At 59.0% G+C, this 15,669-nt stretch carries 14 protein-coding genes; 10 read left to right on the forward strand and 4 right to left on the reverse strand.

Annotation, left to right across the window (positions count from 1 at the left end; genetic code table 11):
* Positions 1 to 70 precede the first annotated feature (70 nt).
* Genes H3L91_RS11085 through H3L91_RS11100 form a run of 4 tightly spaced genes read right to left on the reverse strand, consistent with a single transcriptional unit; the run spans position 71 to position 5,864 of the window.
* Positions 71 to 799, reverse strand: coding sequence for an IncC plasmid conjugative DNA transfer DtrJ family protein (locus tag H3L91_RS11085; protein ID WP_007341049.1), 729 nt, complete (start codon positions 797 to 799; stop codon positions 71 to 73).
* On the reverse strand, positions 792 to 2,843 hold the full coding sequence (gene traD, locus H3L91_RS11090; RefSeq protein ID WP_007341050.1) for a type IV conjugative transfer system coupling protein TraD: 2,052 nt from the start codon (positions 2,841 to 2,843) through the stop codon (positions 792 to 794). The genes H3L91_RS11085 and traD overlap by 8 nt, the downstream gene beginning before the upstream one ends.
* A gap of 1 nt (position 2,844) precedes the next feature.
* Positions 2,845 to 5,436, reverse strand: coding sequence for a MobH family relaxase (gene mobH / locus H3L91_RS11095; RefSeq protein WP_007341051.1), 2,592 nt, complete (start codon positions 5,434 to 5,436; stop codon positions 2,845 to 2,847).
* Positions 5,427 to 5,864 (reverse strand): hypothetical protein, encoded by a 438-nt coding sequence (locus H3L91_RS11100; RefSeq protein ID WP_007341052.1) that lies wholly within the window; start codon positions 5,862 to 5,864, stop codon positions 5,427 to 5,429. Before H3L91_RS11100 ends, mobH begins: the two co-directional genes overlap by 10 nt.
* Before the next feature lie 726 nt (positions 5,865 to 6,590).
* On the opposite strand from H3L91_RS11100, the gene H3L91_RS11105 reads away from it, so the two are divergent.
* The 10 genes from H3L91_RS11105 to H3L91_RS11150 all read left to right on the forward strand — a co-directional run bounded on the left by H3L91_RS11105 (position 6,591) and on the right by H3L91_RS11150 (position 15,662).
* Positions 6,591 to 7,892 carry a GspE/PulE family protein gene (locus tag H3L91_RS11105; protein ID WP_007341056.1) on the forward strand — a complete coding sequence of 434 codons (1,302 nt, stop codon included), beginning with the start codon at positions 6,591 to 6,593 and terminating at the stop codon, positions 7,890 to 7,892.
* The gene (locus H3L91_RS11110; RefSeq protein WP_007341057.1) at positions 7,889 to 8,560 is read left to right on the forward strand and encodes a DsbA family protein; all 672 of its coding nucleotides are present in this window, start codon (positions 7,889 to 7,891) and stop codon (positions 8,558 to 8,560) included. Before H3L91_RS11105 ends, H3L91_RS11110 begins: the two co-directional genes overlap by 4 nt.
* Before the next feature lie 350 nt (positions 8,561 to 8,910).
* Positions 8,911 to 9,429, forward strand: coding sequence for an OmpA family protein (locus H3L91_RS11115; protein ID WP_007341059.1), 519 nt, complete (start codon positions 8,911 to 8,913; stop codon positions 9,427 to 9,429).
* A complete protein-coding gene (locus tag H3L91_RS11120; protein WP_007341060.1) occupies positions 9,426 to 9,740 on the forward strand; it encodes a type IV conjugative transfer system protein TraL in 315 nt (104 codons plus the stop codon). Before H3L91_RS11115 ends, H3L91_RS11120 begins: the two co-directional genes overlap by 4 nt.
* Positions 9,740 to 10,627: a TraE/TraK family type IV conjugative transfer system protein gene (locus H3L91_RS11125; RefSeq protein WP_007341061.1), complete on the forward strand. Its 888-nt coding sequence runs from the start codon at positions 9,740 to 9,742 to the stop codon at positions 10,625 to 10,627. The genes H3L91_RS11120 and H3L91_RS11125 overlap by 1 nt, the downstream gene beginning before the upstream one ends.
* Positions 10,628 to 10,637: 10 nt before the next feature.
* Positions 10,638 to 11,456, forward strand: a complete 819-nt coding sequence (locus H3L91_RS11130) for a TraK domain-containing protein (protein WP_007341062.1) — start codon at positions 10,638 to 10,640, stop codon at positions 11,454 to 11,456.
* Between the two features lies 1 nt (position 11,457).
* Positions 11,458 to 12,714, forward strand: coding sequence for a TraB/VirB10 family protein (locus tag H3L91_RS11135; protein ID WP_007341063.1), 1,257 nt, complete (start codon positions 11,458 to 11,460; stop codon positions 12,712 to 12,714).
* Positions 12,711 to 13,385, forward strand: a complete 675-nt coding sequence (locus tag H3L91_RS11140; RefSeq protein WP_007341064.1) for a TraV family lipoprotein — start codon at positions 12,711 to 12,713, stop codon at positions 13,383 to 13,385. The genes H3L91_RS11135 and H3L91_RS11140 overlap by 4 nt, the downstream gene beginning before the upstream one ends.
* A 38-nt stretch (positions 13,386 to 13,423) precedes the next feature.
* Positions 13,424 to 13,735 carry a TrbC/VirB2 family protein gene (locus H3L91_RS11145; RefSeq protein ID WP_154647148.1) on the forward strand — a complete coding sequence of 104 codons (312 nt, stop codon included), beginning with the start codon at positions 13,424 to 13,426 and terminating at the stop codon, positions 13,733 to 13,735.
* Between the two features lie 25 nt (positions 13,736 to 13,760).
* Positions 13,761 to 15,662, forward strand: coding sequence for a DNA topoisomerase 3 (locus H3L91_RS11150; RefSeq protein ID WP_007341066.1), 1,902 nt, complete (start codon positions 13,761 to 13,763; stop codon positions 15,660 to 15,662).
* Positions 15,663 to 15,669 lie beyond the last annotated feature (7 nt).

The raw sequence follows: 15,669 nt of genomic DNA on the forward strand, positions 1-15,669 counted from the left end.
TGAGAATACCGTAAGCAGAAAATTCACGGTAGGGAGAGATTAACTCAAATTATCGATTGCTGCAAGAATGTTATAGGTATTTTTTCAAAAACTTCGCTTGGAGGTAGATCATGGCTTCCAATGCACCGACGGGCAGCATCAGCCATAGGGGAGAAGTCGCGGTCGGCCATGACAGGTAGGCTAGAAGACCGGCAGACAGAATGCCGGTGCGCCAGTATTTTGCCCGGTGGTAGATGCCCGCGCTTTCGCGTGAGGCGTTTTCCTGACGGATGCGCCGTTGGACGAAGCCGTCGGTCAGTGCAGGGATAGCAAGATAGAGAGCGAACAGAGCGAAGAATACTGCGTTGCCCAGCCGTAGCGAGATGATACGCAAGGCTTGGTCAAAGCGTTCGAGATGGCGACGGTTGGGTTCGAGAAAGCGTTCTTTAACGGTATAGCCGAAATCATCTGCTTCTGCTGAGAGCAGGTAGTTGATCGGAATCCAGTCGTAAAGGACGGTGGAGAGTGCCTGATAGGTGGCACGACTGGCAGTAAGGTTAAAGCCGGTTTCGCTGCTTTCCGCGCTTCCGCCGTCTTTCTGCGTCCACTGCTGCCACAGGCTGCGACTGCCCATGCGAGTGGTGGCGGTCAGTTCCTGTTCCAGCAGGTCGTTTTGGTGGAAGTAGCTTTGCAGCAAAATTGAACTGCCGAACAGAATGAGTACCGCCCAGCCTAGGATTTTCAGCCATCTGACTGGGGCGGTCAGAAAGCGCAGCAGCAGGGATTCTGCCATAAAGTCCTGTTGTGGTTTCTTAGCCATAGTGTCGTCCTTCGACAAACAATTCTTCTTTGTCGTTTTCCGGTTTGCGGCTTAGGCGGACGGTTTCCCTCATCTGACTGGCCATTTCGGCAAGATTGTCGGGTACGCCGCTATTTGGGTCGGGCAGCGGGAGCGGCAGGCGCAGTTTGTACAGATTGCCCCCTTCCAAAAGGGCGAATGCCTGCCCTTTGGGCAGCGAGGTCAGGTCGGCGGGCATCAGCGTCGGTACGGTTTCGCTGCTCAGGCGGTCTTCGTTGCTGCTGGTAAAGTCTTCGTAGCCTTCGGGGCTGGCGATGTCGCCTGCGCCGGAAACCAGCGTGCCGGTTACCACCCGCACATCGGGAAGCTGGGAGGTCAGCATTTTGGCGGTGGATTCCAGTTTGACGCGCAGCATAATCATGGTGTTGAAGTTGCCGCCCATCTGTTCGGCTTTGGCTTTGGAGCCGATTTTGGCTTCCACGTCCGACCAAGTCTGGGTGTAGGCGGTAACCTGATAGCCTGCGCCGCCGGCTTTGTTGAGCATGGGGATAAATTCGTTGCCGATCAGTTCGTTAAACTCGTCGGCATGAATGGCGATTTTGCGCTTGCCGGTTGCGCCGGATTGGCCGTAGCCGTGTCCGTGTTTGTAAATCTGCCCAGCCAGCGATGTGAGGTCGGCAAACATGGCGTTGCCTACGGCGGCCGCCACTTCGGCATCGGTCAGCGCGTCAAGTCCGACATACACCACCGCGTTCTGCTCCATCACTTTGCGCCAGTCCATAATCGGGCGTGTGTCGTCCAGATTTTCAAAATCGGGGCTGATCAGTTCCACTACTTTGCCGCTGGTCAGTTTTTCCAGCAGCGGATACAGCGAGCTGACCAGCTTTTCAAAATAGCTGCGCTCGTTACCCAAAATGCCGGCCACCGCATCGCTTAGAGCATTGTTCAGTTTTTTGCGTTTGAGAAACTGCGACAGTTTCACTGCTTCTATACTGCGGCCGGTCTTGCCGACCTGCTGCATCTCCGCTTTGGACAGCTCAAACTCTTCAAACTCATCTTTCCAGCCGGAGCATTCCTTATCCAGCACCGACGCAAAATATTGCGCCGCCAAATCATCGACATTAACCGCACAGCGATAAATCAGGATATAGCTTGGTTTGATGGACAACGCCTCCATCATCTTGCCCAGCACATTGACAAACCGCCAGACAAAATCGCGGAAAGCTGCCGACTGCCCTTCGTCGGGCAGGTTGTTGGCGATACGGGTCGCCACCTCCGTGATGCGGGTAAAGTCGCCAATGGGGTTGTAGCGGCAGGATTGCTCGGGAAAGCCGAGATGGAACATATAAAACGACCGTCCTGCCTTGCGGGCGGCGGCATACATCGCCAGCATCAGGTCGGCATCGCCCTTGGGATCGAAGGTAATGACCGTATCGCCGCGCATAATGTCTTGGTTAATCAAAATCTCCGCCAGACGGGTTTTGCCGACGCGGGTCGTGCCCAGCACGATGGTGTGTCCGACCCGCTCGCCCAGCGGAAACCAGATGTCCGATTCATACGGCTCCACCCCGTGCAGTTCGGGTTTGCCGCCCACCGGTGGCAGCGGCGCAACAGGATTCCACCATGCCTGCGCCGAAGTTTTGCGGGTCAGCCACGAGATGCCGGACGTATCGGTTTCCTTCTGCCTTGCCCAGCGGTACAACCGCCCCGGTTCAAGCAGTTTTTCGTTTTCAGGCAGCCTTGCCATCAGAAGACGCTGGGTGTGGGTCTGCGTCCATTTGAAACCTTTGCCGAGAAACAAGGCTTTGTCCGACACCGGTATCTGCGCCGGTGTCATGGCATAAAACGTCAGCCGACTCAGGTTGCGGCGGTAGCGGCGGATACGCAGCCCCTGCTTGGCACGCAGGGCAGACAAGGCTAGCAGCACCGGTGCGCTCAAAGCGACGGCGGCAGGCGGCACGGGCAGGAACACCGTGCCCAGCGCAGCCGACAGATAGGCAGCGGACGAGACCAACTCATGCGGTTTGCGGTACACGTTTTCCGGCGGACGGATGGTAATGCCCATATCAGGACTCCTTCGCAGCGTCCGAAGCCAGACCCGCATCGAGCAGGTCGCCTTCGGCGATGGTAATGTCGGGATTGTTCGGCGGGCGGCTGTCGGCGCGGATAATGTGGTACAGGTTTTCTTCGGGTACCAGATAGCAGTAGAACAGCCGCTTTCTGCTACCTTTGGCGGTTTCAACGTTGAACAGCGCGGTGCGCTTGCTGCGCTTGTGCAGTTTCAGGGCGACAAAGCCGCGCTGCGCCCTCACGCCTGGGCAGTTTTCGTCGTTTTTGTTGAACACGCCGCCCGCGTAGTCACGAAAGATGGCGGGGGAAACCAGCAGCATGCCTTGCGCGACAAAATGCACTGGTGCACCGCTTTGGTTGACGACGATGCTGCCGTCCGCCAAGCCGTCGGCCAGCCACATCCAGAAATGGCGGCCGTCCTGCTGCTGGCGCAGACGGGTTTCTGCGAGCGCGTCGGCAGCATTCGTGCCGTTTTCAGTGTTTTCAGGCTGCCTTTCAGACGGTTTTTCAGACGGCTTCTGCGCCGTTTCAGGCTGCCCTGCGGTATTTTCAGACGGCCTTTCAGGCTGCCTGTCCTCTTCTGTGATAAACGGCGGTGGCACGGCGGCATCGGGGTTCTGCACTTTGACCGGGCGCGGCGAGCGCGGCGGCTTGGCAGTGCGCTCGGCTTGGATTTCGGTTAATCCGGCAGCGGCATCTTGCTGCGGCGGCAGGCTGTCCGCGCCGTCGTCAAACAGTTTTTGTAACACTTTCAAACCCGCCGCGCTGTTGGCCTGCGGTTTTTTTGGTTTTGGAGAAGGACGGTTTGCTGCCCCAGTCTCCTGTTTTTCAGGCCGCCTGTTGAGTGCGGTTGCAGACAGCTTTTGCGTGTTTTCAGACGGCCTTTCGGTCTGCCCTGCCGCTGCCTGCTGTGCAGCGGCGGTTTCGTTTTCTGCCCCAGTTTCTTCATCGTCATCAAGCAGCCCGTGTTTGGCCAGCAGCGCGTCGATGCCGCCGGAAGTGTCGGCGGGACTGCCTGCGTTTTCAGGCTGCCCTGCGGGCGGTTTTTCAGACGGCCTGTGTGTGTTTTCAGGCTGCCTTGGTGCTTCGCGGTATTCGGACAAATCTTCGGCGGCAGCCATAAAGCGTGCCTGCGGTACGGACGCTGCCTCAGTTTCGTTTTCGCTGCGGTTTTCTGTTTCAGTGTCCCGACGCTTGCGCGGCGGGGGCGGAATATCGGCGGGAATAATGATTTTGGCTGCCTGCGGCGCGGTCTCTGCCTCAATTTCCTGCGCTGCGGTGTCGGCACTGTTCTGCCGTTGGGCGGGGCTTTGGTCGCTGCTGACGTTCAGACTGCCTGCGAACTCGGCGGGGTAGTTGCCGTCGGGGTACAGGGTTTCCAGTTTGAAAGCGAGCATGGTAAAACGCTGGCTGCGCGTTTCGCCGTCGCTGCGCGTAAAGGCAATATCGACGGCGGTAACAGCGCGGCGTTCGTCGGCGGGATTGGGTAGCACCGCGCCGTATTCCAGCAGAGTGTCGAATACGCGCTGGTTGTCGGACGGGAAAGAGGGTGCGGCGGGGTGTTTGGTTTGTTTCAGAAACTCGCGGATGCGGTCGGGGACATGTTTGGACACCATGTACACCGTGCCGCCTTGCCGAAACAGGTCGCCGCCGGCGGAGGACGCGGTGCTGAACCAGCGGCCGCGTTCGGCGAGCATTTCAACCAGGGTTTCCATCACGGTTTCAATCAGCGGCGTGCGTCTGGCGGTGGCGAAACGCTGACGGGAACCGCTTCTCAGGTCGCGGGCGGTGGAAGCCATGTCGGCCTTGCGGATAATGTCGGCAAACGGGCTGCCTTCGTGCTGCCCGCTCAGATACTGCCTCAGCGCGGGCAGCAGTTTCGGGTCGTCCGCAGCCAGCCAGCGGCGTACGGAAGCGGGCACGATGGCGGCAAAAAACGTCCACGCCAGTTCGGTATGCAGGGTGTAGGGTGCTTTGTGTTCGGGAAAGGACACGCGGTACCAGCGGCCGCCATTTTGTGCCATATTACCCGCATCGGGCAGCCACAAACTGCCCTGCGCATCTTCGGCGTGCTCAAACAGTTCCACGTTTACGCCGGTCAGGGTTTTGCCGATGTCGTGCAACAGCGCAGCGGTCAGAATGCCGAAACGCCACGGCGCACCCAAGCGGGCAATATCTTCGGTTTTCGCGCCGGGCGGCCAGCTGCGGGCGGCGGCTGCGGTCAGCGCAAGCACGGCAACGTCGAGCGTGTGGCGCACCAGCCCGCCGTCGCCCGCGTGGTGGTGTGATTCGGAAGCGGGCAGCCGCTGCACGAAAGCAATGTAGGCATACAGCGTCGGCAGTGCGTCGCGCCGCCAGTTTTCGTCGGACAGCCCGAGGTTGGCTTTGATGTTGGCCAGCACCGGTTCCAATTTGAGCAGGCGGACGAGTTCCTCCGCTTCCAGCACGCGCAGCCTGCCGTTGGCGGTATCGGGCAGGCGTTCGCGGGTTTGGACGGCGGCGGGCGGGTGTTTTTCGGGGTGGTAGAAGAAATAGAGCAGAATCAGAATGACGGCGGCGGCAGCGGCCGCAGACCACGTCAACGGCATAATGCGCCCCCTGTTGCAGCGGTCAGAAGCCAAGATGCTGCCTCAGCTTCATCGGCATGGGAGACGGACAACTGCGCCAGTTCGGACACGGCGGTGCGGGCGCAGAAGGCGAAAAAAGGTTCGTGCAGGCTGTTCCAGTGTACGGTGCGTCCTGCGGCCGTACCGCAGGCATGCCAGTAGAAACCGTCAAAACCAGTGGTCAGTGCCTGTGCCAGCGTTCGGTCGCTACTGTCGGCAGGGAGCGCGTCCAAAAGGGCAGCAGTTTGCGCCACCAGCACACTGCTGCTGTCTGCTTCGCCGAGCGTCAGCTGCTCCATAAAGCCGCCGCACTGCGCGATGCAGTAGGCCAGCACCGCCGGCCACAGCGGCGAAACGCCATGCAGACGCTCGATGCTGCGGTGCAGTTGCATAAAGTGTTCTGGTTGCATGGCGTTTCGGCTCCGTCGGACAAATGTCGCGAGTATTTCGGACAAAAACGCGCACAGGCAAGCAACAAAGTGAAAAACGGTTTTTTTGCATTGTTGCTTGCGTTTTCAGACTGCCTATGCTGCGGCTTTATGGCGTTTTAAAGGCTTGTTATTCAAAGAATAACAAGCCCTTTGCCTTTAACGCCTTTTGGCATTTGCCCTTAAATCCTTTTTCCTTTACCCATTCGGGCTGTTCCCTTTGCCTTTGGGGCTGTTGAAAAAAAGCGGGATGCGTGCTTTAAGCATCCCGCTTTTTGGCTTTTGGATAATCGCCCTTACCCTTGCTTTATTACGGTAAAACAAAGCATTAACGGTTTTGAAAATGCACTGCGGCAAACAGGCGAACCGCGCAATATGCAGGAAAATGCTCTGTATTGTCAAGCAACAAAAGAAATCGAGCTTTTTTCTTTTGTTGCGTGATTTTTCATGATGTTTTGTGAACAATGGTTATTGAGTGCGGCAGGACTGTCTGCCGTGAATCGCCAACCGAGGCAGCCGGGTAAGGATGGGGGCATCTCAAACCGAAAGCCTGTCAGACAATCCGTCCGGCCGCGTATTTTCCGGTTCGGGCAGTCAGCACATCTGTGTGCCGCAATATATTGAGAAGTATTGCGTCAGCAGTGCCATCGCACCGCACTGCCGACTGTCCGAACCCGAAAGTATGCCCGCCGGCATTTTGGGGAAACCATGCACGATACCGCCGACACCGACGAACCCGCCTCCCTCACCCTGCTGTTGCAGGACGAGGGCAAAGCCTTTGATTTGGGCGTGGCGGCGCGTTTTATTTCCACCTCGAACGGCGACAAGCCGGTGGTGGATTTTTTGAACTGGGTGTTTCCCTATGCCGCATCGGTCAAAGCGTCCGACATTCATTTTCGCGATCAGGAAAACGGCTGCATGGTCAGGCTGCGCGGCCGCGATATGGCCTTGTCCGACCGCTGGCTGTTCAGCCGCGCCGCCTCGCAGGAGGTGGACGAGAAAATCCGTGCCAAGTGCCGCATCGGCAACAGCGACCGCGAATCGCCGCAGGATGGCTCGTTCTGGCTGCTGGACCAGACCAATCAGACAATGGTGGACGTGCGGGTCAGCATTCTGCCCAACCGCTACGGTCAAAGCACGGTATGCCGCATTCTGAATCAGGAAAACGCGCATTTCGGACTGGATGCCGTCCATATGCCCGATACCGTGCGCTGCGCCTTGGAAAAGGTGCTGTCCATGCACGAAGGTCTGATTTTGTGCTGCGGCCCGACTGGCTCGGGCAAATCGTACACACTCAACGCCTGTCTCAATCATGTCAACCGTCCCGACATCCACGTCTGTACCGCCGAAGACCCAGTGGAATATCCGGTTAAAGGCGCGAACCAAATCAGCATTCATCCGGTTTACCGCCCGTTTTCCAAAGTTATCCGCAGCTTTATGCGCCACGACCCTGATGTGATTCTGGTCGGCGAAGTGCGCGATGGTGAAACCGCCGAAATGGCGGTCAATGCCGCCAATACCGGCCATCTGGTGCTGACCACCATTCATGCCAACGATGCGCCGCTGTCGCTGTACCGGCTGATGGGGCTGGGCGTGGAAGGCTATATGCTTGCCGATGTGCTGCTCGCCTTTTTCTCGCAGCGGCTGCTTAACCGGCTGTGTCCGCACTGTCGCGAAGCAATTACGCTTTCCGAGGCGGAACAACCGCCGTCCCGCTTTTTTCAGGCTGCCTGCTACCGCCGCAATCCAAACGGGTGCGACAACTGCCGCTCGGGCTATACGGGGCGGATTCCGGTCATCGAGTTCGCCCTCAATTCGCCGCAGGTGCGCCAAGCTCTGCTGGCACACGACATGGCGGCGGTACGCGAAGCCCTGTACGCGCAGCCGCAATACCGCACGCTGACCGAAGCTGCGCTGGAAATGTCGGCGCAGGGGCTGGTTGATTTTGACGATGCCTGCGCCATCGGCAGCATGGTAGTGGATAAGCTGTTATCAGGAGAACAACCGTGAACCGCCGCCGTTTTCTGACTGCATTTGCCGCATTGTCCGCCTCGCTGGCAGCGCGGGCAGACAACCCGTTTGCTCTGCCGGAAAACAGCGGGGCGTTACCCGAACAGTCCGCCAAGCCGGATATTGTCAAACCCTATCTGGCGGTCGGCCCTTATGCCGACGACCAGTCCCGCGTGTTCATGTTTATGAGCTACGAATGCCCTTACTGCGAACAGACGTGGTACGGCATGGGCGAATGGGGGCGCACGCTGCCCGAGCCGTTCCGTTTTGTGTATGTGCCGCTTTATACCGGCAACAAACGGTTGGACGCGGCAGCCACCGGTTTCTATATCGTACGCAGCCTTGCGCCGCAGCGGATTGCCGAATATCAGCGGCTGGCCTTTGAAGCGGCGAAAACGGCACGCAGCAGTGCCGATTTTGCCCAAGTACTGCACCGCATGGGTTTTTCCCGCAACCAAATCGACGCCGCAGCTGCCGACAAGCAGACGCAGAACCGGATAGCACGGGCAATGCTGTTGGTGCGCCGCTACCGCGTTACCGCCACGCCGTTTTTCACCGTCGGCGGCCGCTACACCACCCACGCCGGCTTTACCGGCGGCGACTACCGCGTGCTGGTACAGCTGATGAACGGGCTGGTATCCGATGTGTTGCAGAGTACGCACCGCTAGGTGTCTGACCGCAGCACTGCCTGTGCTGTGGGCATTGTGGCTGTGGACGGCACCGCTGCCGCCCCTGTGTCCGCTGCCCCAGCAGGAAAACCTGCGCTACGGCAGCGCGGACATTCGCAATCCGGCAGAGGCAGCATGGTCTTTTGCCATCAGCGCGGGGCAGTTGCCCCAGTGTTTCGGCAGCCTGAAACCCGCCGCACGCGACGGCTGGACGGTGTATGCGGCACAGATGCTGCGCCCCCATGCCTACCGCACGTTTGATGCGTGGCGTAAGGCGTATGCGGTTTTACTGCTGCTGTTTTCAGGCTGCCTGATCCGGTGGCTGAGGGTAACAGACAAGAAAGGGAAATATGGCCAAAACAATTCTGACGGCGGTGCTTTCAGGCTGCCTGATGGCGGCGTGCACGAGCACACCGCCGCCCGAACCGCCGCTTGCACGGCGCACCGAAATCGTGGTGCTGAAACGCACCGGATACAGTGATGCCGCCATTTTGGACGAAGAAGAAGGCAGCTATTTCTGGCTGCCGCAAGCAGTCAGCCCTGCGGGCATCGCACTGTCCTTTCAGACGGCCTCGGGAGAACACAAAGTGCTGCACACGGTGTATTTCCGCACCGATTCGGCCGTCTTGTCCGCCCATGAAAAACAGGCACTGCAACGTGCCGCCCCCATGCTTCGACAGCAGGGCGTAACCCTTTCGGGCTATGCCGACCCGCGTGCCGGAGTCGAATACAACAACCGTCTGGCCGCCCGCCGCGCCGAGAGCGTGGCGCGTTATTTGGACGGATTGGGCGTAAGGGTCAACCGCCGCTGCATTTTCGGCGAAACCCGCCTGCCCGATAGCGATTTATGCGAATGGAGAACACAATGAGCGACAACAACCGCGCTGTGGTCTTTCCCGAATACGTCGATACCCTGCCCCAGTTTCTGTTTCTGGAATCGGACGATATTTCGGTGTTTATCGTCGGTATGATGGTCGGCGTAGTGTTGCAATACGCGCTGCGTACGGCGTTTGGCATGCTGGCAGGAATTGCACTGGGGGCATGGATGTCCTACCAGTACGTCAAATTCAAGCGCAACACCCTACCGGGTACCATGATGCACATGCTGTACGCGCTGACGGGTTTGTTCGTGCTGAACAAACGCTTTGCCAACGGGCTGATTAAAAGGGTGGACAACTGATGCAGTGGCCGACATTCAAAACCACTTTCCGCAAGGCTCTGGAAAACAACACGATACTCGGGCTGATTGCCATCGGTCTGCTGGCGGTGAACATCGTACAGGCGGTCAGTCTGGCGCGGATGCGCGAACGGGTGGTGCTGAAACCGCCCAGCGAACTGCCCGAGCAGGCGGTTATCGGCTGGGACAGCGCATCGCAGAACTATCTCAACTCGTTTGCCGCCTACATTGTCGGCACTATGTCTTCCGCCACGCCGGGGACGGTGGACTTTATCGGCCGTAACATGGAACCGCTGTTTGATCCGAAGGTGTGGCAGCTGGTCAAACCGCAGCTTTTGGCCATCAAAAGCAACCCGAACTACATCGGTGTCAATCCGGTCAGCAATTTCACGCCGGAAGGCAACATTATTTTTGAAGCCAAGAGCCGCAAAATCTTTATTCCCGGCACGCTGGTTTCGTCCGCATACAGCAAGGGCGGCATGACCCGGCTGGGACAGGTGGCAGTTACCTACGAATTGCAGATGGAAGTGGTCGGCGGACTGCCGCGCGTAACCTCTTGGTACGTCTATCCGGGCGAGCCGCACACCTTCGCCTGGGCCGACCGCTACCCCGACAAGGCGGAAAAAGAAGCGGCAGACCGCAGGGCGCAGATTCAGATTGTGCCGCAGGTGCCCGAAAGCGAGATTGCCTTCCCGCAGGCACCGTCGGCAAGCGTACCCGCCTCCGCACCTGTGCCGCAAAGGCAGCCTGAAAATACACAAAACCCGCTTGGAGCAGACCCTTTTGCCGGACAGGCGGCACCTGCCGCATCCGCGCCTGCCACACTGCCGCCCGATGCTTCCGTCGTGCAGCCGCCGCCCGCCCCCGACGACAACCCCGATGTTTTGTAGGAGCCGTTTTATGAACCCACGTTTGTCCCGTCTCTGTATCGCGTGCCTCCTGCTGTGCGCGGCCGCCGCCCGTGCGGACGAAGCCGTGCAGGCTTCGGACTATGCCCGCCGCCGCGTCGTGCAGGTAACCGCGCCCGTCGGCGGCGCAGCCCGTGCTGCGGTCGGCGGCATACAGGAAGGACGGATAAACGGCGTGCATGCCGTTGTCTCTTCCTATGGCGAAAACCACCGCGTGCCGGTGTCGCGCCGCCATCCGAATATCATCAACACGCCTTTTGCCCGTGCACACGCCGTCGGTCTGAAAACCCATTATGACCTCGGCTCCAACGGTTCGGCGATTCTGGTTACCCCGAAAACCGACAAACCGTTTTTCGTATCGATTACTGATGCCGACAACCCGACCGGCATGCCCATCTCGCTGACGCTGGTTCCCTCGGCCAAGCTGGATTCTCAGACCATTACCGTATCGCTCGGCGGCAGGCAGGGAGCAGGAGCAGCGGCACCGTCAGGCGGTTTCCCACAGCAACTGGCCGCTGTTATCCGCGACATCGTGATGTTGAAAACCCCGGCTGGTTACAGCGTGCGCCCACTGCACCGCAGTTTTTCGATGGCTTCGGGCATGAGCGTTTCGCCCGTTGAACGGTACAGCGGCAGCGAGTTTGATATTTTCCGCTACCGTCTGAAAAATACTACCGGCCGCATCCAGACACTTGCCGAAGAAATGTTCGGCGCAAACGAACGAGTGGTGGCAGTAGCCTTTTACCCGAAAATCCAAGTGCGACCGGGTGAGAGCACCGACGTGCTGATTATGGTCGGTAGGGGGCGTTAGCATGGGACTGAAAGAAAGCTGGCACAACGCCGGCGGCAAACAGAAACGCAATATGGTTTTGGGCGGCGTGGCGGCAGTCCTGATACTGGCCACCATTGCCGCGATGATTACCGACAGCGTGCGCGGCACGCGCTCCGGCCGCCGCAAGACCGAAGTGGAGCAGGTGGTAACCCCCAACCAGCGCAATCTGACGCAGGAAGGGCTGGCGGCGGAAATCTATGCGCTGCGCAACCAAATTCAGCAGATGCAGCAGCAACAGGCGCAAAAGCAGCCTGAAAACGGCGGTGGTCTGACGGAAGAACAGGTACGGCAGATTGTTGCCGAAAGCCGCAACACCGGTTTGGAAAACCAAGCCGCTTCCGACATCGGCAACGGCTTTATTCCGCCCGGCACGCTGCCCGACGACAAGGGTGCACCGCTTGCCCCCAGTGCGGATGGCTCGGCGCAGCCTGCTGCGGCTGCGGAGGAAGAAGACAGCAGCCCCTATCAGAACCATACCAGCAACAGCGGCAAAAGCGGCAGCGGCAAGGATAAAGACGGCAGTCCGGCTGTGGGCAAGGAAAGCGGCGCGGCGAATGACACGCGCAGCTATCTGCCCGCCGGTTCGCAGTTGTCGGTTATCGCCGTTTCCGGCATCAACGCGCCCACCGGCGACGGTAACGGCGAAGCAGGCAGTTCGGGCGAAAACGCCATGCCCATTCTGCTGCGCGTGAAGGGTTTGGGGCGTATGGCCAACGGTTTCAAAAGCGACTTGTCCGACTGCGTGATTATCGCCAATGCCTACGGTCAATTGGCCGACGAGCGCGCCTATGTGCGCACCAAATCGATTACCTGTATCCGTTCCGACGGCAAGGCGGTTGAAGCAACGCTCAAAGGCACGCTGATTGGCGAAGACGGCAAACCCGGCTGGCATGGACGGCTCGTTTCACGCGACGGCAAAGCCATCGCCCAAATGGTCAAAATCGGCATGATTAACACCGCCGGACAAATCGGCATCGCCGCAGCGGGCAACAGCCGTATCGGCCACCGCGACGGCGGCGGCAACAGCATCAATATCGGCACCGGTGGCACTCCGTTCGGACAGGCAGCCACTACGGCAGCCGCCAACGGTTTGAACAATATTTTCGATCGGGTGGCATCGATTTACGAAAAATACGCGCAGCAGTCTTTTCCGGTTATTGAAATCCAGCCGCTGCGTACCGGCGACATTCTGATCCAGTCCGGTATCTCACTGGAATATGCAAAGGAAAAACGATGATTAAAGAGACTGTTTCAAGCGCATTGGCCGCCCTGCTGCTGGCCGGCTGTGCCGCTTCGATGAATACCGGCTCGGGCAAACTGGGGTGCGGTCGAATCAAACAGGGCGCGTGCATGGATATGGCGCAGGCGTGGGACGCTTCCGACGACTACCGCCCCGGCGAATATCCCGCTTCCAGCAACGTGGCAGGCAGCAGCAAAATCACGCCATTCCTGCCCGAGCCTGTTCCCAATGCCGCCGCCATATATGAACCCAAACCGGTGCTGATGCCCGCGCAGGTGCTGCGGGTGTGGGTAAACGCCTATGAAGACAGCAACGGCAGCTTGGTTTATCCGACCCGCGTCTTCTCCGAAGTAACGCCGCGCCGATGGAACGTCGGTTATTCGGCCGCACAGGCGATTGAATCGTCGCGCACCGTTACCCCACTGGTTGCTCCGACAGTGGACGGGACGACGACACAGCGTGCAGGCGGACAGGGCGCGGCAGTTTCCGAAGGCAGTGCCGTTCCGGTAACGGAAGAAAGCGATAGTGTGGAAACCGCGCCGCAGACACAGCCCGACAATACGCAAAGACCGTCTGAAAACACCCATACGCAGGACTCGGGAGGCAGTCCGGCACAAAGGCAGCCTGAAAGCCTGCCCGCCGGCGAACTGCCCGCACCTTTGCAGTAAACCGCTTTCCCATATCCCCGTTACGAGAGGAATACATTGTGAGAAAACTTCAAACCCTTCAATCCCAACTATCCCGTCTGAACACGCGCTATCTGTTGATGCCGCTGTTGGGTCTGCTTTCCGCTCCGGTCTTTGCCGGATCAGACACCACCTTCCAAAGCATGGTGGACTGGATACAGGACAAACTGACTGGCTCAATGGGGCTGCTGCTTGCCCTGATTGCGCTGGTGATTGCCATCATCAGCTCGGCGATGGGTCAGTTTAAAGCCTTTATGGCGGTGCTGGTGGTGGTCGTTGCCGCCACGCTGGGTACCTCCATCATCATCGGCATGTTTACCGCCACATTCTGAGCCACCGCGCTTTTCAGGCTGCCTGATGAAACTCTTTCTCTGCGAAAAGCCTTCGCAAGCCAAAGACATCGGCAAGGTGCTGGGTGTCTTGGGCGGGCGTAACGACGGCTATTTCCGCAAGGGCGATACCGCCGTTACTTGGGCATTCGGCCATATCCTGAGCCAGATGCCGCCCGCTGCCTACGGCGAGCAGTATGCCGATTTCGGCAACACCGCCGCGCTGCCGGTCATTCCCCAAACATGGCAGATGGAGGTATCCAAAGGCGCGGCCAAGCAGTTTAAAGTTATCCAAAAACTGCTGGCCGAGGCGGACGAAGTGGTCATCGCCACCGATGCCGACCGCGAGGGCGAGGTCATTGCACGGGAGATACTGGACTACTGCGGCTACCGCAAAAAGGTTTCTCGCTTCTGGACCAGCGGACTGGATACGGCTTCGGTCAAAAAAGCCCTGGCCAACATTCTGCCGGGTAGCAAAACCGAAGGGCTGTATCTGGCCGGACTGGCACGCGGCCGCGCCGACTGGCTGGTCGGCATGAACCTGTCCCGTGCCTACACCGCTGCCTATGCCGAAGGCTACGGCAAGGAGCACACACTGTCGGTCGGCCGCATCCAAACGCCGACGCTGGCACTAGTGGTACGGCGCGACGAAATCATCGACAACTTCAAACCCTATACCTATTACATGCTCTCTGCGGTTTTTCAGGCTGCCTCCGGCAGCTTTACCGCCCTATGGCAGATACCGGAACACCTGAAAAATTCAGACGGCCTGTGCACCGATAAAGCCCCCGTTGAGACGCTGGCGGCGCAATTGGACGGCAGCAGCGGCACCGTCCGCACCGCTGCCACCGAGTGCAAACACACGCCCGCGCCGCTGCCGTACAGCCTGTCTGCTTTGCAGAAAGAAGCGGGCAACCGCTTCGGCATGAGTCCCGACGAAGTGCTGAAAACCGCCCAGTCGCTCTACGAAAAACACAAAATCACTTCCTACCCGCGCACACCGTGCCGCTACCTGCCTAAGTCACAGCAGGCCGAAGTGCCGCAGGTCTTCGCCGCATTATTGGCGCTCGATCCGTCGCTGGCCACCGTGTTGCAGGAGGCCGACGCACAACGGCCGTCTCGGGTGTGGAACGACGCGCAGGTCAATAAACACTCGCACCACGCCATTATTCCAACCACCGTCGCCAATGCCGATTTGTCGGCACTCTCCAAAGCCGAACGCGATCTCTACCTGATGATACGCAGCCGCTACATCGCCCAGTTCTACCCCGACTACGAATATGAGGCTACCGTTATCGAAACCGAATGCTGCGGCCACCTGTTCCGCACCGTCGGCCGCCGTCCCGCCAAAGCCGGATGGAAAGCCCTGCTGGGCGATGCGGACGAAGAAACCGAAGGCAGCCTGAAAGACGGAGACGAAGAACAGGACAGCGGCCAAACCCTGCCGCCGGTCAAAGCCGGAGATGCCGTGCAAGGCAGCCGCAGTAAGGCACAGCAAAAGCAGACTGCCCCGCCGCCGCGCTTTACCGAATCGAGCCTGCTGGACGAAATGCAGACCCTGTCGGATTTTTTGAAAACCGTAGACGACGAGCAAGTCAAAAAAGTGCTGCGGCGCACCGAAGGACTGGGCACCGAAGCCACCCGTGCCGGAATTATCAAACGGCTGTTTGAGATGGGTTATCTGGAAAAGAAAAAGCGCAAAGTCTATGCCACCGAAAAAGGCCGCCGGCTAATTGCCCGCATTCCCAAAACCATCGCCGATCCGGTTACCACCGCCAAATGGGAGATGGCTCTGAGCGCCATTGAAACAGGCAAAATCAGCCTGGAAGAATTTACCGCCTACCAGGAAGGCATGATCCGCAAGCTGGTGGCCGAAGCACAAGCCGATGCCCGAAACAGGCAGCCTGAAAAAAGAAGCAAGGCCGTCTGAAAAGATT

Origin of the sequence: Neisseria bacilliformis (assembly GCF_014055025.1) — a bacterium.
Classification (GTDB): domain Bacteria; phylum Pseudomonadota; class Gammaproteobacteria; order Burkholderiales; family Neisseriaceae; genus Neisseria; species Neisseria bacilliformis.